This is a genomic window from Magnetococcales bacterium, assembly GCA_015228815.1.
GTDB lineage: Bacteria > Pseudomonadota > Magnetococcia > Magnetococcales > UBA8363 > UBA8363.
In genome coordinates this window covers 1-20,599 of sequence record JADGCV010000027.1, presented here as the reverse complement: position 1 = coordinate 20,599, position 20,599 = coordinate 1, and the positions used below count along the sequence as shown (strand labels likewise).

18 protein-coding genes are annotated in these 20,599 nt (G+C 59.1%); 7 read left to right on the top strand and 11 right to left on the bottom strand.

From position 1 onward, the window contains the following. Positions 1–17: 17 nt before the first annotated feature. The 3 genes from HQL76_11950 to HQL76_11940 are packed head-to-tail and all read right to left on the bottom strand — an operon-like array spanning position 18 to position 3,592. Positions 18–2,573, bottom strand: a complete 2,556-nt coding sequence (locus HQL76_11950; protein ID MBF0109879.1) for an ABC transporter permease — start codon at positions 2,571–2,573, stop codon at positions 18–20. A 30-nt stretch (positions 2,574–2,603) separates the two neighbouring features. Then, entirely contained in the window at positions 2,604–3,293 is a 690-nt protein-coding gene (locus tag HQL76_11945; protein ID MBF0109878.1) for an ABC transporter ATP-binding protein, read from the bottom strand. Between the two features lie 14 nt (positions 3,294–3,307). Then, complete coding sequence (locus HQL76_11940) at positions 3,308–3,592, bottom strand: pyrimidine/purine nucleoside phosphorylase (protein ID MBF0109877.1); 285 nt, start codon at positions 3,590–3,592, stop codon at positions 3,308–3,310. Between the two features lie 276 nt (positions 3,593–3,868). Here HQL76_11940 and HQL76_11935 point away from each other — a divergent pair, with 276 nt between their 5' ends. Next, positions 3,869–4,048 (top strand): type II toxin-antitoxin system Phd/YefM family antitoxin, encoded by a 180-nt coding sequence (locus HQL76_11935; GenBank protein ID MBF0109876.1) that lies wholly within the window; start codon positions 3,869–3,871, stop codon positions 4,046–4,048. A 40-nt stretch (positions 4,049–4,088) separates the two neighbouring features. Next, on the top strand, positions 4,089–4,568 hold the full coding sequence (locus tag HQL76_11930) for a DUF4351 domain-containing protein (protein MBF0109875.1): 480 nt from the start codon (positions 4,089–4,091) through the stop codon (positions 4,566–4,568). Between the two features lie 62 nt (positions 4,569–4,630). Here HQL76_11930 and HQL76_11925 read toward each other — a convergent pair whose 3' ends face one another. From HQL76_11925 to coaBC, 7 genes are all read right to left on the bottom strand, one after another. Continuing rightward, positions 4,631–6,553: a tetratricopeptide repeat protein gene (locus HQL76_11925; GenBank protein ID MBF0109874.1), complete on the bottom strand. Its 1,923-nt coding sequence runs from the start codon at positions 6,551–6,553 to the stop codon at positions 4,631–4,633. Positions 6,554–6,624: 71 nt separating this feature from the next. Continuing rightward, on the bottom strand, positions 6,625–7,044 hold the full coding sequence (locus tag HQL76_11920) for a pilin (protein MBF0109873.1): 420 nt from the start codon (positions 7,042–7,044) through the stop codon (positions 6,625–6,627). 209 nt (positions 7,045–7,253) lie between these two features. Beyond that, a complete protein-coding gene (locus tag HQL76_11915) occupies positions 7,254–7,847 on the bottom strand; it encodes a sulfurtransferase TusA family protein (protein MBF0109872.1) in 594 nt (197 codons plus the stop codon). A 497-nt stretch (positions 7,848–8,344) separates the two neighbouring features. Further along, positions 8,345–9,274, bottom strand: coding sequence for a cysteine synthase A (gene cysK, locus HQL76_11910; protein ID MBF0109871.1), 930 nt, complete (start codon positions 9,272–9,274; stop codon positions 8,345–8,347). 18 nt (positions 9,275–9,292) lie between these two features. Beyond that, positions 9,293–9,979 (bottom strand): HesA/MoeB/ThiF family protein, encoded by a 687-nt coding sequence (locus HQL76_11905; protein MBF0109870.1) that lies wholly within the window; start codon positions 9,977–9,979, stop codon positions 9,293–9,295. A 39-nt stretch (positions 9,980–10,018) separates the two neighbouring features. Then, a complete protein-coding gene (locus HQL76_11900; GenBank protein MBF0109869.1) occupies positions 10,019–10,480 on the bottom strand; it encodes an Rrf2 family transcriptional regulator in 462 nt (153 codons plus the stop codon). 191 nt (positions 10,481–10,671) lie between these two features. After that, positions 10,672–11,934: a bifunctional phosphopantothenoylcysteine decarboxylase/phosphopantothenate--cysteine ligase CoaBC gene (gene coaBC, locus HQL76_11895; GenBank protein ID MBF0109868.1), complete on the bottom strand. Its 1,263-nt coding sequence runs from the start codon at positions 11,932–11,934 to the stop codon at positions 10,672–10,674. A gap of 204 nt (positions 11,935–12,138) precedes the next feature. Here coaBC and HQL76_11890 point away from each other — a divergent pair, with 204 nt between their 5' ends. The 3 genes from HQL76_11890 (at position 12,139) to HQL76_11880 (ending at position 17,935) form a co-directional block, all read left to right on the top strand. Then, positions 12,139–13,860, top strand: coding sequence for a hypothetical protein (locus tag HQL76_11890; GenBank protein MBF0109867.1), 1,722 nt, complete (start codon positions 12,139–12,141; stop codon positions 13,858–13,860). Between the two features lie 143 nt (positions 13,861–14,003). Then, complete coding sequence (locus HQL76_11885; protein MBF0109866.1) at positions 14,004–17,063, top strand: tetratricopeptide repeat protein; 3,060 nt, start codon at positions 14,004–14,006, stop codon at positions 17,061–17,063. Positions 17,064–17,191: 128 nt separating this feature from the next. After that, positions 17,192–17,935 (top strand): class I SAM-dependent methyltransferase, encoded by a 744-nt coding sequence (locus tag HQL76_11880; protein MBF0109865.1) that lies wholly within the window; start codon positions 17,192–17,194, stop codon positions 17,933–17,935. 126 nt (positions 17,936–18,061) lie between these two features. On the opposite strand, the gene HQL76_11875 is transcribed toward HQL76_11880, so the two are convergent. After that, positions 18,062–18,427 carry a hypothetical protein gene (locus HQL76_11875; GenBank protein MBF0109864.1) on the bottom strand — a complete coding sequence of 122 codons (366 nt, stop codon included), beginning with the start codon at positions 18,425–18,427 and terminating at the stop codon, positions 18,062–18,064. Between the two features lie 194 nt (positions 18,428–18,621). Between HQL76_11875 and HQL76_11870 the strand changes: the two genes are divergently transcribed. Continuing rightward, on the top strand, positions 18,622–19,833 hold the full coding sequence (locus tag HQL76_11870; protein MBF0109863.1) for an SPOR domain-containing protein: 1,212 nt from the start codon (positions 18,622–18,624) through the stop codon (positions 19,831–19,833). Between the two features lie 128 nt (positions 19,834–19,961). Next, positions 19,962–20,306, top strand: a complete 345-nt coding sequence (gene queF / locus HQL76_11865; protein MBF0109862.1) for an NADPH-dependent 7-cyano-7-deazaguanine reductase QueF — start codon at positions 19,962–19,964, stop codon at positions 20,304–20,306. Positions 20,307–20,599 lie beyond the last annotated feature (293 nt).

Below are 20,599 nucleotides of genomic sequence, written 5' to 3'. Positions count from 1 at the left end.
AGAGGGCGACGATCCACCTATTCCAGTTCACGCAAGGCCTCCATGGGGGAGGTCGCCGCCATGTGTCGCGACGGGAAAAACCCTGCCATGAGCGCGGCGGGAAGGGCGATGGCGATGGCCTGGAGGATCAGGCCGGGGCGGGTCTCCAGGACAAGGCTCCAACCAAAGGAGCGATGGTTGATCACCTCGACGAGAAGAAGTCCCAGGAGCCATCCAAGCGGCATGGCGATGATTCCGGAGACCAGACCCAGGAGGGCCGTTTCCAGCAGGTTGATGTGCAACAGTTCTCCACGGGTCATTCCCAGGGCGCGAAAGACCGCCAGTTCCCGGGTTCGTTCCAGTTGAATGGCCATGAGGGCGGTCCAGATGCCAAAAAAGGCGATGGCGATGCTGATCAGGCGCAATACCCGGGTCACGGCGAAGGTGCGGTCGAAAATTTCCAGGGAGGCCTCGCGCAGTCGGCGATTGGATTGAATTTCCACCGGTTGCCAAGGTGTTGCCGCCTGATACAACCGGTCCATCACCGTGTCAAGGTTGGCCTCCCTGGCGATCCGGATGCCCATGCTGCCCATCGCGGCATCGTCCCAAAGGCGGGCAAAGAGGGAACGGCTGATGGTGATGGAAGCGGTATCGGACCGGTAATCGGCCAGGATTCCCCCGATCGCAATGGGATGAGGTCCTTGTGGTGCCGGAAGGTCGATGTTGCTCCCAGGCCGCACCTTGCGGCGAAAGGCGAACGATTCGGAAACCAGGACGATGTCTCCGTTGGCAAACCGGGGCCAGAGCGTTTCCGGGTCGCCCGCGAGAAACCATCGATCCAGGAAGCGCTCCCGATCGACATCGAGAACGAACAGGTTGATCATCCCTTCCGGGGTTTCCAGGGCGAGGCGCCGTCCCAGGCCGACGCTGGCAACCCCCGGAACGCCGGCAAGGGCCCGGATCAGCTCGGGATCGAGCGTTCCCGTTTCGACCCCTGCCCCGGAGGAGGTTTCACCAGAGGAAACGTAGATGTCGGAGGCGATCGTTTCGTTCAGCCAGCGCTCGACGGTGGCACGGAAACTTTCGACCAGGATACCCATGCCGATGGCGGTCGCCACGGCGACGGTCAGGGCGGCCATGGCGACACCGGTCCGGCTCAGATTGCGGGGGATCGACCCCAGGGCCAGGTTCAGTTTCCATTCGCCGAAGTAGCGTGCCATCGGACGCAGACCCGCGACCAGAACGGTCATGAATCGTGGGATCATCAGTGCCGATCCAGGGATGATGAGCCCCAGGGCGGCGAAACCGGCGTCAAGGTGTTCTCCCGGAAGCCACAGGATCGCCCCTCCCGCGAAGAGAAGAATCGCCCCCCAGCGACCTGCCCGGGATACGCCCGTCCCCATCGATTGTTCGAGGGCCGAACGGGTCAGGGCGATGGATGGGGGGATCGAGACCGCTTCCCAGGCGGCAGGCCAGGTCGCGACTGCCGTGGCGCCAAGTCCGAGGAGGGCGCCCTTGAGCAGCGACAGCGGTTCGGGAGACCAATGGACGACCTCCAGTGAAAAATAAAGATCGTTGATGGTCTGGACGACCAGTCCCAGGAGACCCTTGCCAAGCGCGATGCCCAGAAGGAGCCCCAGGAGGGTGCCGGGGAGTCCCAGAAGGAGCCCGTCGATAAACAATTGCAGCATCAATTCCCTGCGCGTCACCCCCTGGGCGCGTAACAGTCCGATGAGGTGACGGCGACGGACGACGGAGAAGGTGATGGTATTGAAGATGATGAACATTCCGACCAGAAGGGCGAGGAGTCCGAGGACCGACAGGTTGCGCCGGAAGGCCTCGGTCATCCCTTCGAGGGCGTTTCCGTGGTGCCGGGTTTGGATCCAGTGAAGAGGGCGGACCACCGGGGGAGGGGACATCCCCGGAGTCGCCACCAGGTCGATTCGTGTGAGACGCCCCTGAAAATCGAGCAGTTCCTGGGCGCTGGCGATGTCCATGACGACGGTATCGGCCAATCCCTGGCGTATGTGTGGGTCGGCGGGATCGATCAGACCGATGAGGGTGACGTTTTTTTTCCGGTCACCGAGCAGAAGGGGAATCGTGTCGCCGACGGCAACGCCCATGTGCGTGGCGGTTGCGGTCGATAGAAGGGCGGTGCCGGGAACGGTCAGAAGGGAATGCAGGTGTGGGCCCTGGATATTTTGCGTCAGGCGCGGGCGGATCGGGATTTCGGCGATGGGATCGATCCCAAGGATTTTCAATGTTTTTTCGGGAAACCGGTGCCATCGTGCCGTGCCTGCGACGATGGGCGCGGCGTGTTCCACCCCCGCGGACCAGCGCAATGGCGCGAACAGGTTTTCGTCCAGTCCGGTTGTGGTTCCCGAGAGGGTGTGGGTCGTGGTTCCACCGAGGGAGGAGACGGTCAGACGCATGGCCCGCATCGCCCCTTCGTTGGCCAGATCCACTGCCGTCACCACCGCCACTCCGAGGGCGATGCCGAAAATGGCCAGGCCGGTCATCCAGGGATGGCGGAGAAAATGACGCAGGGCGGCACGGATCAGGAGTGGTGGCAAGGGACGGTTCATTGACATCATGGGGACAATGGGTCCGGGATCGGTCTGATTCTACAACGCCTCCTGAAGAATTGATTCATGCAGCCGTCCCCCCTCCATGGTCAGGATGCGCTGGGCCTGGCGGGCGAAATGCATGCTGTGGGTGACCATGATCAGGGTCTGGCGATGTTGGCGCACAAGCTGCGTCATCAAATGAAGGACGGCGATACCCGTTTCCTGATCAAGGTTGCCGGTCGGTTCATCGGCCAGGAGCAGGTGGGGTTGATGGACCAGGGCCCGGGCGATGGCGACCCGTTGCCGCTCGCCGCCCGAGAGGCGGTCGGGATAGGAATCGCCACGGTCGGCCAGCTCCACCTGTTCGAGGAGGGTTCTGGCCCATCGTTGTCCGGGGGGACCTCCCTTTCCGATCAGTTGCAGCGGGAACAGGACGTTTTCCAAGACGGTCAATGTTGGAATCAGGTTGAAAAACTGGAAGATGAAGCCAATCCGGTGACGGCGAAAGAGGGTGCGTTGTCCATCGTCCATCCGTGTCAGCTCGACCGCGCCGATCCGTACCGTTCCCTTGTCGGGAAGGTCGATGCCGCTGACAAGATTGAGGAGGGTCGTTTTTCCCGATCCCGAACGACCGATGATCGCGGTGGTTTCTCCTTCATTGAAAACAGCATCGAGTTGTTGCAGCACCGCCACCTTTCGTTCTCCTTCGTGGTAGCACTTCTCGAGGCCGTTCAGACGGATGAACATCGATCAATCCAACCTTATGAACCATAGGTACACAGATAGGCGGTATCGATGTCAACCTTGAGTTGAAATTTTTGTTGGGCCGCCACTTCGAAGGATTGATTGGGTGTGAAGGTTTGCCATTCTTCCCGCCCCGGCAATTTGACGGTCAATGCGCCGCTGATGACGGTCATGGTTTCATGTTGCGCGGTGCCGAATTCATAGGTCCCCGGCGCCATGACCCCCACGGTCGCCGGAAGGGTGGCGGTCCGAAAGGCGATCGATTTCACCTTTCCATCAAAGTATTCATTGACCTTCAACATGTTGCCGTCAACTCCCTTGCAAGATTGCATGACGATGATCCAATCCCCCGGACATCGGGAATCGGGTTGCTTGCGGTGAAGTTTGCTGTGGATCCTCGGGCAAGGCAAGTGCATCCGCGCCGTATCCGAAAGAAAAAGAATGCGTCACGCAAGCCGAGTACTTCCGTCAGGCAGTTCGCGAGATGTTCGATGGCGCGGGATTCGTCGTTGCCTTCGCCCCAGGTCCAGGTTATCCTGCTCTTGAGCTTGAGGAAGGATGCGCATGGAGAACCCTATATGACTTCTATTTCGTCGTCCGAGATTCCGGCGGGAGACTTCCAGGCCCGGTGCCCTCAGCTGATGGATGAAGTGGCCAACGCGCACGATGAACTGATCGTGACCCGGCGGGGACGCCCCATGGTCAAGGTGATTCCAGAGGAAGAGACGCTTATCCCCGATCTGTTTGGCTTCATGTAAGGCACGGGCTCCATCCACATTGCTGGATTATCTGTCTCGAATGGATCTCCTGGAAGTATCCACCAATCCGTTTGCCATCGTCACTCTGGCACATCTGACCGGCAAACAGACCAAAAACCAGCCGACAGAGCGATTCCAGCAGAAAATGCGCATCACGCGCATGCTGTACGAGCGTGGTTTCAACCGCCAACAGATCGTTGATCTCTTTCGATTCATCGACTGGGTGCTGAGCCTGCCAGAAGAGTTGGACAACCAATTCTGGACAAATCTATCCAACTTTGAGGAGAACCAAAAGATGCCTTATATCACGAGCGTGGAACGGATTGGTCATAAGAGAGGCAAGGAAGAAGGCCGTCAGGAAGAAGCCGTAATCATGCTTCTGAAACAGATGCGCCGCAAGTTCGGCCAAACACCAGACTGGGTGACCGAGAAGGTGAACTCAGCGAGCCTGGAACTGATCGAGACATGGAGCGACAACTTTGTGTTCGCGAATTCCGTGGACGAGGTATTCGCGTCTTGACTTGGGCCTACTGGATCGGACGAGGGGGATTGCGATGCCCTCATTTCCGCCCCAGGTTTTCGTTATTCTCCGGAAACGTTCATTTTGATGGCAGCCTCGTAACGTTGCAGTTCCCGGGTTCGCAAATGATTGACGATAAAGTTTTTTGATTGGATCGTCCTGGCCTTGGCAAGATAGGCCCGGGCATCATCGATCAGCCCGGCGCTCAGCAACCAGCGCACTTGTTGCAGGCAGGCGTCCAGGCGCAGGTCGTGTTCCTGGGAATGATCGAAATGGGTCATCGCCCCATTCAGGTTGCCCAACACCGCATAGGCGCGACCTGTCATCAGGTGCAGGCTGCTTTTGGTGATCGGTCCGCCGAACGATGGGTTTTCCAGGAATCCAAGAAGAATTTTTAGATAAAGTTCCGGATCGATCGACGGACATTTCTTTTGTTCAAACGCGGCAAGGGTAAACTCCAGAATACCGGTGATGGTTGCCTTGTTGCCATCCTGTTTCCGGGTGACGTCGCGAATGTAGGCATCGTCCACCAGGATCTTTTTTTCGGGATGATCGCAACGTATTTTCAGTTTGACCAGATCCGCCGAAGGGTCGTCGGGATGGAGACGGCTGTAACGATCCAACAGGTTTTGGGCGTCATCGATCAGATCGACCGCATACAAGACATTGCCCCAGTTCAACAGTGCCCGCATCGAATCGGGGTTTTCCTCGGCCCAGACCAACGCCTGCCGAAACGGTTGTCCCCATAAAAGACTTTCCTGGCGGCTCAGGAAACCGAGTGGCAACACGATCACCAGCCCCAGAAGCAGCGTCAACCCTTTCAGTCGCACCGTTGCGGCGTGACGATGAAGATGGTTGAACCCTGCCGCTAACAGAAAGGTGATGCCAAACAGCGGTAGATAGTTGCGGTGTTCAAAATAGAGTTCCAGCGGCAGAATCGTCGATTCCAGAAGGTGGCCGGCGAAAAACCATAAAATCCCGAAGGAGATCCAACCCCGTGCGCGGAGAAAATAATACGCGATCCCTGTCAGGGCGAGGAGAAACAACAGGGCGCCAAAGGTTGAAAGCGGTTGTGTCAAACCATGGGAGATCGGATAATCGTCATGAAACAAACCAAGCCCCTGGCTTCGCGGAAAAAGAATGTGCCACAGGTATTCGGTAACGATTCGTCCCTGGGTCAGGAGCCGTTCCATCATCGTATAGGGACGTGACGCATAATGTCCGGCAAGGCTGTCCCAGGTGATCGCCAGATAGAGGCACATCACGATCCAGGGACCGTGCAACAACGTGCCACGCCACATCCTGAAACGCTTGGGCCAGGGGCGATGGGCCAGAAGGGCCGTTTCGATGGCGAGTACAAAGACCGGAAGCAACGCCCCGTTTTCCTTGGCAAGGGCTGCCAGGGTCCCGCCCACGGTGATCCCCAGTCCGCTCAACACCAGTCCCCGGGTTTGTTTTTTCTTTTCCGCTTTCGCAAGCATCCATTCCCGACCCTTCAGACAGGTCAGGATTCCCAACAGGACAAAGGTGGCGGACAGGAGGGTCATCCGCTGCACCACGTAAAAGACGCTTGAAACCTGCATCGGATGGAGCAGCCACAGGGCCGGGGCCATTAATGCCACGGGATGGGTGAAGGAGACGGGCCACGAAGCCAGACGCCCCAGCATCATGAGGGTGATGTGCAGCAGGACGCCGTTGAACAGATGAATCCCAAGATTGACCAGCTTGAAATCGACCGGAAGCTCGGGCCATGAAGAATATTGCGCGGCAAAGGTCAAAAGCGACAGCGAACGCCCCCCCGGACCGCTGCGTCCTTCAAACAGAAAACTGACCCAACTGTAGATCGAAGGATCCTTCCGGATTGCCGACAATCCACCAAGATTGGCATTGTCATCCAGAAGGAAACTTCCCGGCAACCCGGGCCAGAACACCGCACCCGAGGCAACCAGAAGAAGAAGAAACAAAAAAAAAGGTCGGACGTGCAATGAAGGACGAAGTCCAAACGCAAGGGGCCTGACATGCGCCAGGCCCCGGGAGTCGCGTCGATCGGACAAGGTCAACGGCACTCTTTTGGTACATACTTGTCGGCAATGGCGGTCGTGCAGGTCCAGCGAACGGTACCCGACGCATCGGCACCCTGGAAGACGATGGTCGAACCCGAAGCGACGGCGCTGTTGCCGATGGTTTTCAGCAGCACCGTGATCTGACTGGAAACAACGGCGAGACGGGACACATAGGAACTGGTGTAGGCACTGGAGGAACTCATTCCCGCCAGGCTGTTCGTGGCGGGCCAGGACCCGTTGGCCTGGTAGAACTCAGCCACATGGGACTTGGCCATGGCGGCAAGGCTCAAGGGGCCGGACATCTTGGCGCGAACGGTGTAGTCCATGTAGGATGGAATGGCGACCGCGGCCAGAATGCCGATGATCGCGATGACGATCATCAATTCGATAAGGGTAAAACCTTTTTGATCCATGCGGTGTTTCATTGTTCCTCTCCCGATTAGGTGATCATCATCCGTTAAGATTGAAGGAATGCCTTCATATGGGCAGCGCTTCCGCGGTGTTCCCGGAGCCGATCGACAGACAATCATGTCGCAAACAACGGGCCAGTATAAAAGCCGAAAAATCGTGGAAAATGTGCCTTTGATGCCGGCTAATGAAATAATATTTTACACATGTAAAACTATGTACCGATCCCCTTTGTCGAGACAATTTTTCTGACAACCAATTCGTGAAACAAACCCCGATTTTCGATACGGATGACCTCATGCCCTCCCAGGCGGAGCGATCCAGGGACGTTGACCAGGGCTTCGTCACCTTTCAGGCGCACCCGGAGCAGGGCGCCCGCGACCAGCGATTCCATCCTGAGCTTGACGCGAACGAAGGTCATCGGACAGGCATCGCCGGTGATGTCGATGAATTCCTCCACGATGCCATGAGGTTCCCGGCCCGGATCGTTTGTGATCGCCTCCGGAGAAGCGCCGGAAGCATGATCCGGACGGGGTGATCCGCCGCTCGATGCATGGGTTCCACATTCACCGCATTCAATTCTGCTCAGGGGCACAACCGGGTCATAATGGCTTTTTTTGGCATCGATGCGCAACAAAAAAATTGGCTGGCCAAGCTCCAGACCCGCCAGACGCGACAACAGCGTGCCGGCACCAACGGTTGCGGTCAGGCGTGCGAGAAGAAGTTCGAGGGAAGGGGGGGGGGGATGACACGGCGTGGCATCGAGGGGCGGGGCGCCGCCGGGGCAGATTCCGGTGTCATCGTTCATGGGGGGATGGGGAGGCGACCAGACCCAACCGTATCCCTGGGACAAACGGCAGGAGAGAAAAAACTTGCCCTGTTCCCGGCAAAAATGCCCCAGTCGATGGGCAAGTCCAGGATCGCCCGAGGTATCCACGATCCCGTCCCAGGGCGTGGCCCAGTGAAGAAGCCCGTCAAGGGGAGACGATGGGGTGGGAAGATGCGTTGTTCCATCGGCCTGGAGAAGGGTATGGCGGTTGGCCAGACGAACGCGCCGTGTGACACGCGCGCCAAAGGTGGTGGTAGGGATCGGGGGGATGGAGCAACATTTCCGGGGTAACGTTTCCGGTCCGATTCCAAGGGTGCCGATGCCGCTCCGGGCGAAGATTTCGAGCATGGTTTCGGCCATTGCGGTATGGCCGACGACGCCGATGGCCGACTTCATCAACCGTTCCTGTCCCCGCCCCCCGAATTCGGGGATGAGAATGTGTCTGGAATAGCGCTCGGCGCCATCGGAGTGGATCATCAGGGCTCCTGAAACTGCGGCATGGACAGATAGCGGTCGGCGAAGTCGGGCAGAAGCGCCAGGATTCGTTTGCCGCGATAGCCGGGGTCTTCGCCGATTTCCAGGGCTGCCGCCAGGGCCGCTCCCGAGGAGATGCCGCAGGCGATTCCTTCCAGGCGGGCGCACATCCGGGCGGTCTTGATGGCCCGTTTGTCGCCGATGCGGATGATGAGGTCGATCTGGGTGCGGTCGAGAATGGGGGGGATGAATCCGGCGCCGATTCCCTGAATCAGATGAGGTCCCGGCATGCCTCCCGACAGGACCGGCGAATTTTCCGGCTCCACCGCGACGGTTGTGAAGTGGGGAATCTTTTCCTTGAGGGCGCGGGAGATTCCGGTCAGGGAGCCTCCGGTCCCGACCCCTGCCACCAGGACATCCAGTTTTCCGTCGGTATCGGCGAGGATTTCCCGGGCGGTTGTTTGGGCATGGGTTTCGGGGTTGACGGGGTTTTCGAACTGGTTGGGCATGACGGCATTGCGCTCGCTTGCCAGGATGCGCCGCGCCTCGTCGATGGCCCCTTTCATCCCTTCCAGGGCTGGCGTCAGGACAACGCGCGCCCCGAGAAGTTCGAACAGGCGGCGGCGCTCGACCGACAGGTTTTCCGGCATCGTCAGCGTCAGGTCATAGCCGCGGGCGGCGCAGACGAAGGCGAGCGCGATTCCGGTATTGCCCGAGGTCGGTTCGACGATCCGGGTGCGGGCATTGACCTTGCCGGACCGTTCGAGGGCTTCGATCATGGCCAGTCCGATGCGATCCTTCAGGGAACCCATCGGATTGAACGCCTCGACCTTGGCCATGAGTTCGACGTTCAGGCCGGAGGCGAGTCGCTGGATGCGAACGATGGGGGTTCGTCCGATGGTTTCCGTGATGCTGTCGTAAATGTTTGCCATGGAACGCATACCTTGGTTTCAATGGGTGTTTATGGGGTTGGAGCGGCAGCCGGGGCACCGTGACTGACGTGGCAGGGGGACGTGTCGGCGTATGTGGCGCGTCAGATCGATGGTCAACATTCGGTCGGTCAGAAGATCGGGGCTGTTTTCCAGAAATTTGACGACTTCCATGGCGGCAAGCCAGCCGACCTCCATGACCAGGGGGCCGAAAATTCCACCCTCCCGGCAGGTGGGAAGATTTCGGATGGGGGGGGCTTCGAAAAGGCAACGCAGGCAGGCGGTGCGGTGGGGCAGAATGGTCATGACCTGTCCCCTGAGGCCGGTGGCGGCGCCATGCACGAGTGGCCGGCCGGACCGAAGCGCAACATCGTTGGCCAGAAAACGGGTGGCGAAGTTGTCGGATGCGTCGATGAAGCAATCATGGTCCTGCGCCAGGCAGACCAGTTCATCGAACCGGTCGAGCTTTTGTTGCACGATGCCGATCTCGATTCCGGGCCGGATCTCCTGAAGACGACGGGCCGCGACGGTGACCTTGGGCTGGCCGACATCCTCTTCCAGATAGAGCGGTTGTCGATGAAGGTTGGAGACCTCCACGACATCGGGATCGGCCAGGGTCAACCTGGCGATGCCCGTTTCGGCCAGGGCCATTGCCGCCACCGAACCCAGACCTCCGGCGCCGATGATCAGGACCGAGGCGTGTGGCATGGCGATTCTGGATGGTTCGGATCCATGACCAGTCAGACCTCAGATGGAATAGGTGATGCGACTGTAGACCTCGCTTGGAACCCCGTTGCGAAAGGCCCTCGTTGTCAATTCCTCGATGGTGATCCGGTCCATCATGTCCAGGATCTGGTCCTGGAATTCCGACCACAGGGGGCGGATCACCTGCCGACCGATCGGACCGGTGGCCAGATCGTCGGGGAGACCCGAATCGCCCGCCGGTCGAACTTCCATGACGACCCGGGCAATGTCGCCGACGCTGATCCGGGAACGTTCCCGGGCCAGAAGGTAGCCGCCTCGGGGACCGCGGATTCCCTTGAGGATGCCTGCCTTGACCAGTCGTTGCATCACCTGTTCAAGATAGCGTTGCGGCACCCCTTGACGGTTGGTCACCTCACGGATCTGCACCGGCTCTCCCCCGGAGTTGTAGGCGATATCGACAACCGCCTCGATGGCATAAAGCAATTTCTTTGAAAATTTAAGCACTGTCCTTACCTCGGATCATCCTTTCGTCAAACAACCCAAGCCGGAAAATCATCATGTTTGATGATTGTCACGGCCCCCCTTCCGCTTCGGCCCCAAGGCGTCCATGCTTGGCTTCCTGAATCGACCTCGCCCTTGGTGGATGGTTCCTCCGCGTGAAAAAAACGGGAGGGTGCGGCGATTATCGATTGCGGTCAACGTTTTTCGTGTTGGATGCGGGCGGCGATGGCGCCAACCAATCGTTCTCCCACCGCATCCTTGGACATGAGTGGCCAGACTTCCTCGTTGCCCTGGTGATCGAGCACTGTGACCCGGTTGGTCGCCACGCCAAAACCGGCGCCCTCTTCGAGCAGATCGTTGATGACGAGAAGATCGCACCCTTTTCGTTTCATCTTTTCCCGACCCCGTTCCAGGGCCGATCCGGTTTCCGCGGCGAAGCCGACGAGAAGTGGAACGGGATCTCCTCCACCGGCGGATCGTTTTCTGGAAAGATCGAGGAGAATGTCGGGATTGGCTTCCAGTTCGATGTGAAGATGGTCGGCGCCATTTTTCTTGATTTTTTCGGCATGGCGCGTGACAGGGCGATAATCCGCCACGGCCGCGGTCAGGACGATGGCGTCGATGGTGTGTCCGGGCATCGGGTGACGTTCCCGGAGATCCATGACCGCGGCGTGCATTTCCCGGGCGCTTGCCACCGGGACCATGGTCGCCCCCAGGGGGGGGGGAAGATGGACCGGGCCGTGGACCAGGGTGACCCGGGCACCGGCGCGCAGCGCCGCCGTGGCGATGGCGTAACCCATCCTGCCGCTCGAATGATTGGAGATGTAACGAACCGGATCCAGTTCCTCGCGGGTGGGGCCGGCGGTGATGACGACATGGCGTTCGGCGAGTGGTTTGGTTTCCAGGAGCCGCCGTGCCGATTCGATGATGCTTTCCACGGTGGCCAGGCGTCCCATTCCCTCCTCGCCGCAGGCAAGGAGGCCCGATTCCGGGCCGTGGAAAAAAATGCCCGAGGATTCCAGTATGTTCCGATTGCGCCGGGTGGCGGGGTGTTCCCACATGGCGACATTCATGGCCGGGGCGGCCAGAACGGGTCCCCGGCGTGCCAAAAGCAGGGCGCTGGCCAGATCGTTGGCCAGGCCGTGGGCCATTTTGGCAAGGAGGTCGGCTGTCGCCGGGGCGATGATCACCAGTTCCGCCTCCCGCGCCAGCCGGATATGATCCATTCCCCCTTCCAGGGTGGGATCGAACAGATCGCCGTGAAAGGGACGACCGGAGATCGCCTGGAAGGTCAGAGGGGTCACGAAACGGGTGGCGGCGGGTGTGCCGACGACGGTGACCTGGGCGCCCATGGCCTTGAGTCCGCGGATAAGATCGAGGGCGCGGCAGGCGGCGATGCCACCACCAACAATCAGGACAATCTCTTTTCCATGCCAGAACTGCAAAGGAACCTCCAAAAAATTGAAATATTTTATGAAAACATTATCCACCAATTAAGGTGTGAGTCAATTGTTTCCCATGTCGAACGGGTGTTGAATGTCCGTTTTTTTTATTGATAAGAGGTATGAAATTTGCAAACCATTAACCTTGCCGGCCACGGTCATTGTGCTTGCGGGATGGGGGTCGGGTCCAAGATTCTTTTTTTCTGGTGGAACGTGTACGTGATCAAACATTCATTGCACGATGGCGGCGGCGGGGGCCTTGCGGTTTCGCGGCGGACCCGGCGCCGGTATCGCTTGTGGCCCGGGATGGTCCTGGGATTGTTTCTGGCTGTTCCTGCCTGGGAGGGGGAGGCTGCGACGGTGGCCGATCCCGCCAAATCGCTCCCGTCGCCGAAGGGGGGGGGAGCGACGGCGGTCGTGGAGCGTCGCATCGGCCTGTTCGAGGCGATGGGCGTGGGACTGGGAGCGGGAATGAAGGAGCGGATGGATCGGACGCTTCAGGCATTGATCGCCCTGACGCCGCCCGATGCGACCCCGGCGCGGTTGCGGGAATGGCTGGAAACGGCGGGATGGATGGGCGGAAAAGGGATGAGGGGGGAGGAGGAGGCGCGTCTTGGGGAATTCGATCCGGCGGTGGTATGGAACCTGGTGACGCTTGCGTTGGAAAAGGAACGGGCGCCACGGGAACCGGGAGGGGGCGAGCCTGCGCCATCGCTGGTCCGCGCCGTTGCCGTGACGCTCGCGACCGATGTTCGTGCCGCCTACTGGCGCTCGGCGACCGCCGATCTGTTGCTCGATGAACTGGATCGATTGCTTCAGGAGGCCAACGCGGCGTTGGTGCGCCTGCGAACTCCCAAAGGAACCCTGGCCTCGGCGGATGCCAGGATGCTGAAAAGCCAGAGCGACCTGCTGACGACGACCGACACGTTGTGGAAATGGCGGAAGACGTTGCAGGCATCCAAGGAAACGCTCGCCCGATTGCTGGGATGGCCGGGGGGGGCCGGAGCGGTCCGGGTGAAGGTGGCGGCGACCGAGATGCTTGATCCGGGGATTCTCGCCCTGCCGGTTGTCTTCATGGAGGACCAGGCGTTGCTCCATTGGGCCAACCGCGCCCATCTTCCCAGGGAAGAGCGGTTGGGTGGCGCCCAAGTGGAGCGGGGTCTCATGGCGGCTTTTCCAGGGCATTCCTTTCCCGGTCTGGGACATGAATCGGTGGCGTGGGCGCCGGCGGGGGCACCGTCATGGGTCGAGGCGGGGATGACGCTGACGGGACAGCTGGTCGAGGGGCAACGGCCTCCCGCCGCCGACTCCGACACCGGGAATCGGGTGGTACGTCTGGCCCAGGGGGTTGCCACCCTCATGCAGGTGCATCTGGCGCTCCTGGAGTGCCGGATGACCGAAAAAAGGCTGGCCGGGATCCGCGACCGGAACAAGGAAGGGTTGAAACGGACCACCATTCGTTTTCCACCCGGCAAGGAGGACGATCCCGACAGTTCGCGGATTGTCGCCAATGCGGAGGGCTTGATCCTGCGCGTGCTTCAGGGATTGGCCTTCGCCGACCATCAGGTCGCTTTGGGTCGATTGTTGATGTCCCTGGGACGCGATCCTGTTCCTCCCATGCCCGGCCTCGAAAACCTTGCCCCACCGACGTTGACGGCCAATATCGCCTTTCGCCATGAAAGCGCCACGGCGGCCCTGCTCGCGGCCATGGAGACCGGAAATGAACCTGATGTCGAGGAACAGCTTAAAATGATGTCGGGATCGGGCGGAACATCCGATAAGGAGGGCATGTGGCAGAGGATGCATGATTTCTCCCAAAACAAGGGATTATCATCACCCAAAACCGTCAAGCCCCACGATGTCGGCGGCTCGGGAAGTCCGGAGGGGGTCGATTTTTCGCTTCCGGAGGAGGATGCGCGGGTTCCCATCGCGGCGGAGTGACATCGGGAGAACGCCGCTTGAGCGGATCGGGGAGGGCCGTGTCGCCCCGATGCTTCCAGGGCGGTCGTTGTTCCCGGTCATGACGGTTGGGCCACACCAGGTCAGGTCGGTCGTGCAACTCAAGTCCCGGTGGTCCAGGAATCATGAACACTCCAATGCGTGTGTTGTCGCGGGTTGGTCATTGCGATTGGCGCAAAGCGATGGCCGTGGCGGTTGTCCTGTTCGGGTTCATGCCCCGGTTTGCCACCGCCGAATGCCTTCGAGGGGATTGCCAGGATGGGGTTGGAATCTTCCTGTGGCCTTCGGGGGATCGTTATCACGGCCAGTTCAGGAACGGGCAGCGTCATGGTCGGGGGCAGTATGTCCACGGCGACGGTTCGGTCTACACCGGCGAATATTACATGGGCTGGCGCCATGGACAGGGGACCTTGATCTGGTCCTCGGGGAAAAGATATTCGGGGACCTGGAACCGCGGCTTTCAGCATGGGCCGGGACGGAAATCCTGGCCCGATGGCCGCATCGAACAGGGGACCTTCTGGCGTGACCGGTTGGTCGGCGCGGCACGGGTCAAGGGAACGCCCGTCCGAAACGAGGGAGATTCATCCAATCCCAAATCCAGGGGCGGTTCCAAGGCCAGCTCCAGGGAAGTTCTCAAGCCCAGGGAAGTCGTCAAACCCAAAGAGTCTTCGGGACATCGCGAACGGTCCAAGACCCGGGAGATTGGTCAACAGGGGGGAAGCGCCACTCCTGCCACCCCTGTAAAAAAAGGGATTCCCGCGAAGGACGTCCCCAAGGCGACCAGGGAAGCGGCTCCCAAGACCCCGAAGGAAGCGCCCGCGGTCGAGAAAAAGACGACGGAAAAGGAATCCACGAAACCCGCGAAAGAAACGCCCGCGAAGGAGAATCCCAAGGGACGGGAGGTGATGCCGCCCAGGGAGATGATCGAACCGCGGCAGGCGGTTCCGGCGAAGGAGACGAACAAAACCTCGGGGCCATCGGGTGGAAATGTTCCAAAAACCCCGGAAAAGAAAGGAAATGCCACTCCGGGTCCAGGGGTTCCTCCCGCCATGCCCAAGGTGGAGCAACCGGAGCAATCACCCAAGGGGGGGCGGCATCGTCCCACCCGTGAGGGGCAAGGGAGTCCGGGAGACACTTTGCGCACCCCCAATCCCGATGCCGGCAGCGCGGGCAACGCCGTATCCCGGTCGGGGTCCCGTCTGGAGGGGGAAACCCTGTCGGTGGCGGATGCGCGTCCTCTTTTGCATCGGGATGCCGCGATTCTTGGTGTCTGGCCGTCCTTTCAATCTCTTTCACCGCTTCCATCCGTCGCACCCCGTGTGCGTCATTCCGTGCCCGCCCGACGCCAGGAAATCGCTTCCCAGGAGGCAAAGCCTGGCGTCATGGGGCGGCACAAGGGGCCGATGTATCCGGTCACCCTGACTGAAGTGGAACCCGTCGGCAGGCTTGATCGGATCCTGGGTGAAGACACATCTCCCGGTCCGCGTCCCGTGCCGTTGCCGAAGGCGGTGGTGCGCGTGCAACAATCACCCGAGGAGGTCGTGCGGATGACGGCAACGATGGCGGTTCCCACGCCCCGTTTGCGAAGCGTGGCGATCGTCTCGTCCGTGGTGGTGCTTCCGGCGAAGGAGACGACCCAGGCCGAGGCGGTCACGGACATTGGGGCCACGGGCGCCGGGGGCTCTGCCACTGTGATGACACCCGAGGAAACACTGCCGGTGGCGGTCGCCAAACTCGAACCAGTTTCGATCATGGTTCCGGTGACCCTGCCCAAACCGGTCCCCAAACCGGAACCGATCCAGGTTCCCGCCGTCACACCGATGGTCCGTCCACGCCTGGTCTTCCCGGAACCGTTGCCTCTTGCCCGGAGGGGGACCTCGTTACCGATCGTTTCCGTTGCGAAGGGTTTGGGTGTCGTCTCCACGTCCCAGGAAGTGGCCGGAGGAACCAGCGATTCTTCGGGAACGTCCGTTGATGCGGAAACGGAGAAAAGGGGATTCGACGTGACCGAACCGGTCTTGCCGGAGAAGGATGTGCCCGAGACGCAGTTGGGGCGGGTCCTTGATGATTCCGAATGGCTTCCGGGGATGGGGGTGGCAGTGCCGGAGCCAAGGATCCGGGTAACGGACGCGATCATGGCTCAGGTGTTTCGGCGAATGTTGGATGAAGTCAAACCCAAGGCCCGAGTGAAGGATACGGTTCGGCTGAAGGCTTCGTGGACGGTGACGTTGGTGGATGGCGCTTCCGTGTCCATGGAGCGGCAACCAGTGGCGTCAGGAGGGGAAGTGGCGTCAGGAGGGGAAGTGGCGTCAGGAGGGGAAGTGGCGTCAGGAGGGGAAGTGGCGATCGATGAAACCGAGGTGGTTCGGGAGGATGCGATCGCTTTCAAGGATTTGCCGATGCCGCCGCGGGAGAAGGTTCGGGATGTGGCGGCGGAACTTGGGCAGTTGTTGCGTGAAGGGGAAATGCAGAATGAGAAGGGGCAGTACAATCGTGCCATCTACACCTTCACCTGTGCCCTGGGACTCAAGCCGGACAATCCCGAGGCCCATCATGGACGGGGAATGGCATTGTTGAAGTTGGGGATTCCCGATCGGGCGATTCGTGATTTCGATGCGGCGTTGGAAGGGGATCCGGGACGTTTCGATACCTTGCTCCATCGTGGTCTGACGTTGCGTCTGCTCAAGGATTTCAAGGGGTCGCTCAGGGATCTGGGTTTGGTTCTGGTCCGTCCCGAAACGGGTCCCGAGCCTTTTGTCGAACGGGCACTGACTTACATGGAGATGGAGCGTTACGAGGAGGCCCTGGCCGATCTGCGGCAGGCCCTGACCCGGGAACCCAGGCTGGAGCGGGCCCATTATGTGAAGGGATTGGTGTTGGCGCGAAGCAATCGTGCGGACGAGGCCATCGAAAGTTTCAATCTGGCCATTGCTCTGAATCCCGACGAGGCCCATTATTATTTCGAGCGCGCCAATGCCATTGGCGCATCGGGACAGATCAGCCAGGCCATCGGCGATTATGACAAGGCGATTGCCCTGGAGGAAAATGATGCGGAGTATTATTTTGCCCGGGGCAATGCCCATCAAAGCCTGAAAAATGTCGATGCCATGTGCCGTGACTTGAAGAGTGCCTGTGGCAAGGGGGACATCGAGGCCTGCGATGCGGCGCAGATTCAGTGCCGTTGAAGAAAATTTCCATAACCACCGTTTTTGGGAGCATCGTTGCATGTCGCATCGAATCTCTGGTTTGGCTCTGGCGCGTATGTTTTTTCGTGTGACGCTGGCCTGTTCCATGGCGGTAGAAGATTCCGTCCATGAATGACGTTCCTTCTCCAAAACCCATGGAATGGACGGAAGAGCGGGTCGGGCGGTATTGGGATTATTGTCAGCAGTTTCCGGAGACCTACTTTACCTACGACCATGGCGTGGGAATCGTCGATCTTCTTGGGAAGGATTTGAACAAAAACGAAGATATGCTTGACTATGGGGCGGGACGTGGTTTTTTGACAAAAGCTTTGCTGGCAGCCGGGTACCGGGTGACGGCGGCTGATTTTTCCAGGGCCTCGGTTGTGTCGCTCGCGGCCACCTTTTCTGGCGAGCCAAATTTTGGCGGTGCTCTGACCCTGGAAGAGATTCTTGATCAGGGGAAATCGTTTTCGACGATCCTGATGACTGAGGTCATCGAGCATTTGGATGATGAACGGCTTGAGGATACGTTTAATATTATTGGAAAAATATTGAAACCTGGTGGATTATTGATCATTTCGACACCCAACGATGAAAATCTCCAGGATCGGACCATTTACTGTCCATGCTGCAACCAGACGTTTCATCGATGGCAGCATTTGCGGTGTTGGGACCGTTTTACGCTGGGGGGGTGGCTGGAGAAGAAGGGATTTGTGGTTCGGAGGGTATTCGAGACCCGGGTACGTCGGCGCATGCGGCGACGCGAGCGGGTGATGCAATTCGTGAAGCAAAAATGGGGCGCGATTTTTGGCATGCCGCGCAAACAGCCGCATTTGATCGTCCTGGCGACGTTGAAGGGGGCGATGGTTTGAGTGATGTCGCTCCGATGTGACATCTTCGTCTCGAAGGGTGGGGTCTGTGAGGACCCTGGACGTTGTGTCGCGGTGTATCGGGAAGGGGTGTCCCCTTCCCGGGTCAAGTCGGCGTTTTTTGCGTGTTCATTGATAGCGGATGGCATCTCCCTGGACGACCCAGTGCATTCCATCCGGGGAAAATTTGCGTACCCGTCCGAAGGGGACGATGATGGCGTTGGCGCCCAGTTCTCGTGCCGTGGCCCGCATGTCTTCCAGCAGAAACACCTCCGACATGACCCCTTCGTTGCCCAAGGTTTCCATGCGGGCAATCTTGACGAATGATTTCTTGGGGGCGGTTTCCAACAATTCCACGGATTCGCTGGGTGGGTATTTGACTGCCGGATCCATCAATGCGGCATTTGTCACCGCCTGGGGTGGATACATCGTGGCGCATCCGGAGAACAGCAGGGCGACGAGGGGTATGGCGAGAAGCGTCGGATTTATTTTCATATTCATCTCCCTTTGGTTTTGGGTGTGACGGGGTATGACCGATGACGATGGCCATCGACGGTGCGGTTTTTGACTTGCATCACGGTTGCCAAGACATTAAAGAAAGTGTTGCACTTTTTCTGGAAAGGCAAGGGAGAATGAAAATGATTGGACCACGGGAAAAAATTCCTGTTGGATTATGGAAGTATTGTCTCATGTCTCTTTTGGGATTGTGGTCGCTTCTGGCGGGATGCACCAACAATCTTCAGAGGGTTCCCATTCAGTACGCCCCTTCCGTGGAACGATCCAGCCAGGATCAAAGCAATTCTGATTCCAGAACGGCAGGGGAGAAGGAATCTCCGGGCGATTTTTCCTCGGGGCGGGGGGAAAAAATGGTTCCTTCGACCCCTTCGGTTCCCGTGGTTCCCGAGAAACCCAAGGTCGAGGTTCCCGTGACGCCGCCGGAGGTCCCCGCAAGGGTGCCCTGGTTGCGGGAAGGGACGGAAAAGGTGATGGATGGGCCTTCCGATGCCGCGGTTCAACCTTCGATGCCTGCCGCGCCGCTGCCTGATCGGGAACCCCCGGTCGTCACCTCGGCGGAGAAGATGGGTTTATCTGACGAGAGGGTTGTTCTTCCCGAAGGGGGACCGTCGATGGAACCAATGCCGGATGAGGGTCGATCGGTGACGGAAGAAAAAAAAGACGATGGGGCGGCTTCCGGGATTCTTTCGACCTGGTATCGGCAGGCGAGTGCTCAATTGGCGGAACTTTTGAAGGGGTCTTCGGCGGAAGGAGGGGCTCCGAAGGATGCGATCGAGGTGGAATCGCGTCAGGTTCTTGCCGCGGGACCGGACAAGGGGGGGTACACGTTACGTCCGTCTCTTTCGGAAAAAGAGGTGCTTGGTGATGATCGGACGGCGTTGGATTCGGGTACCGTTTCGCGATCGGAGGCGCATCCGGAGGAGGTTTCGGGAGGCGACATGATGGCGGCGGCGTCACGGGAAGAACCGAAGGTCGATGGTGCCGGGGAGGGTTCATCGGCGGTTGGGGGATTTTTTGGCAAATTGTTCGGGTCTGGCAATAAGGAACCGGAGCCTGTCGTATCTGGCGTGGATCAGGTTGTTCCAGATCAGGACGGTTCCGAGGGAGGCGTGTCTCCGTGGCAATCGGGGACCATGACTGATTCTGGCAGTGGCTATTATCTTCCGGTGGGGGCTTTTCCCGATGGTGAAAGTGCGGATCAATTGGCAAAACAATTAAAAAAATTGAATGTTCCTTTTCTTCGGCAGCAGGCGCGTGTCGCGGGGGAGGTGGTACACAAGGTTTTTGTCGGTCCCATGGCGGATCGCAAGGATGCGGAAGCGATGGCCAAGGATTTGGAGAAAAACAAGATCCAGGTAGGGTCCATCACCAATCACCTGGAATGACTGTCGCGGAAAACTGTTGCTTAGTCCAGGGGGATCATCCCCCTGGTGGGGTCCAGAGGCGAAGCCCCGAAGGGGGTTCTGGACCCGAAAGTGGCCGTTTCCGATCGTCATCCTTCAGGGTATTTCCGATGCTTGAAACCTTTGCCAATCCCAATCCTGGACGCGATTATGAAATCTCCATGACCTGTCCGGAGTTTACCTGTCTTTGTCCCAAGACGGGGCAACCCGATTTCGCGGTCATTCATGTCCACTATGTCCCGGACCGGTCATGCGTCGAGCTTAAATCATTGAAACTTTATCTATGGAGTTTCAGGGATGTGGGGACGTTCCACGAGGCGGTGACCAATCGGATTCTCGATGATCTGGTGGCGGTGGTGCAGCCGCGATCCATGGTGGTTCGGGCGGTGTTCAATGTTCGTGGCGGCATCACCACGGAGGTGAAGGTGGCATACAAACCGCACGACCGCCTCTGAAAGAGCGGACGACGTAACTGCCCAGGTACCTTACGGGTTTAATTATTGAAAGAAAAAAGGGGTCTGGGGGATTGCCCCCAGGGTTTTGATTTTGACTTTGTTTGTAACTGCCCAGGTACCCCAGGGTCCAGAATTATTGAAAGAAAAAAGGGGTCTGGGGGATTGCCCCCAGGGTTTTGACTTTGTTTTTGACTTTGTTTTTGACTTTGTTTTTGATTTTGTTTTTGACTTTGTTTTTCCACGCGCCATTTCACCCGAAGCAAGATTCCCGCGTGGTTTTTGCGGGAATCTTG

Coding starts and splice junctions, on each gene's coding strand:
- HQL76_11950 (MBF0109879.1), bottom strand. CDS start 2,573: ATGATGTCAATGAACCGTCCCTTGCCACCACTCCTGATCCGTGCCGCC.
- HQL76_11945 (MBF0109878.1), bottom strand. CDS start 3,293: ATGTTCATCCGTCTGAACGGCCTCGAGAAGTGCTACCACGAAGGAGAA.
- HQL76_11940 (MBF0109877.1), bottom strand. CDS start 3,592: ATGTTGAAGGTCAATGAATACTTTGATGGAAAGGTGAAATCGATCGCC.
- HQL76_11935 (MBF0109876.1), top strand. CDS start 3,869: ATGACTTCTATTTCGTCGTCCGAGATTCCGGCGGGAGACTTCCAGGCC.
- HQL76_11930 (MBF0109875.1), top strand. CDS start 4,089: ATGGATCTCCTGGAAGTATCCACCAATCCGTTTGCCATCGTCACTCTG.
- HQL76_11920 (MBF0109873.1), bottom strand. CDS start 7,044: ATGGATCAAAAAGGTTTTACCCTTATCGAATTGATGATCGTCATCGCG.
- HQL76_11915 (MBF0109872.1), bottom strand. CDS start 7,847: ATGAACGATGACACCGGAATCTGCCCCGGCGGCGCCCCGCCCCTCGAT.
- cysK (MBF0109871.1), bottom strand. CDS start 9,274: ATGGCAAACATTTACGACAGCATCACGGAAACCATCGGACGAACCCCC.
- HQL76_11905 (MBF0109870.1), bottom strand. CDS start 9,979: ATGCCACACGCCTCGGTCCTGATCATCGGCGCCGGAGGTCTGGGTTCG.
- HQL76_11885 (MBF0109866.1), top strand. CDS start 14,004: ATGAACACTCCAATGCGTGTGTTGTCGCGGGTTGGTCATTGCGATTGG.
- HQL76_11880 (MBF0109865.1), top strand. CDS start 17,192: ATGAATGACGTTCCTTCTCCAAAACCCATGGAATGGACGGAAGAGCGG.
- HQL76_11875 (MBF0109864.1), bottom strand. CDS start 18,427: ATGAAAATAAATCCGACGCTTCTCGCCATACCCCTCGTCGCCCTGCTG.
- HQL76_11870 (MBF0109863.1), top strand. CDS start 18,622: ATGTCTCTTTTGGGATTGTGGTCGCTTCTGGCGGGATGCACCAACAAT.
- queF (MBF0109862.1), top strand. CDS start 19,962: ATGCTTGAAACCTTTGCCAATCCCAATCCTGGACGCGATTATGAAATC.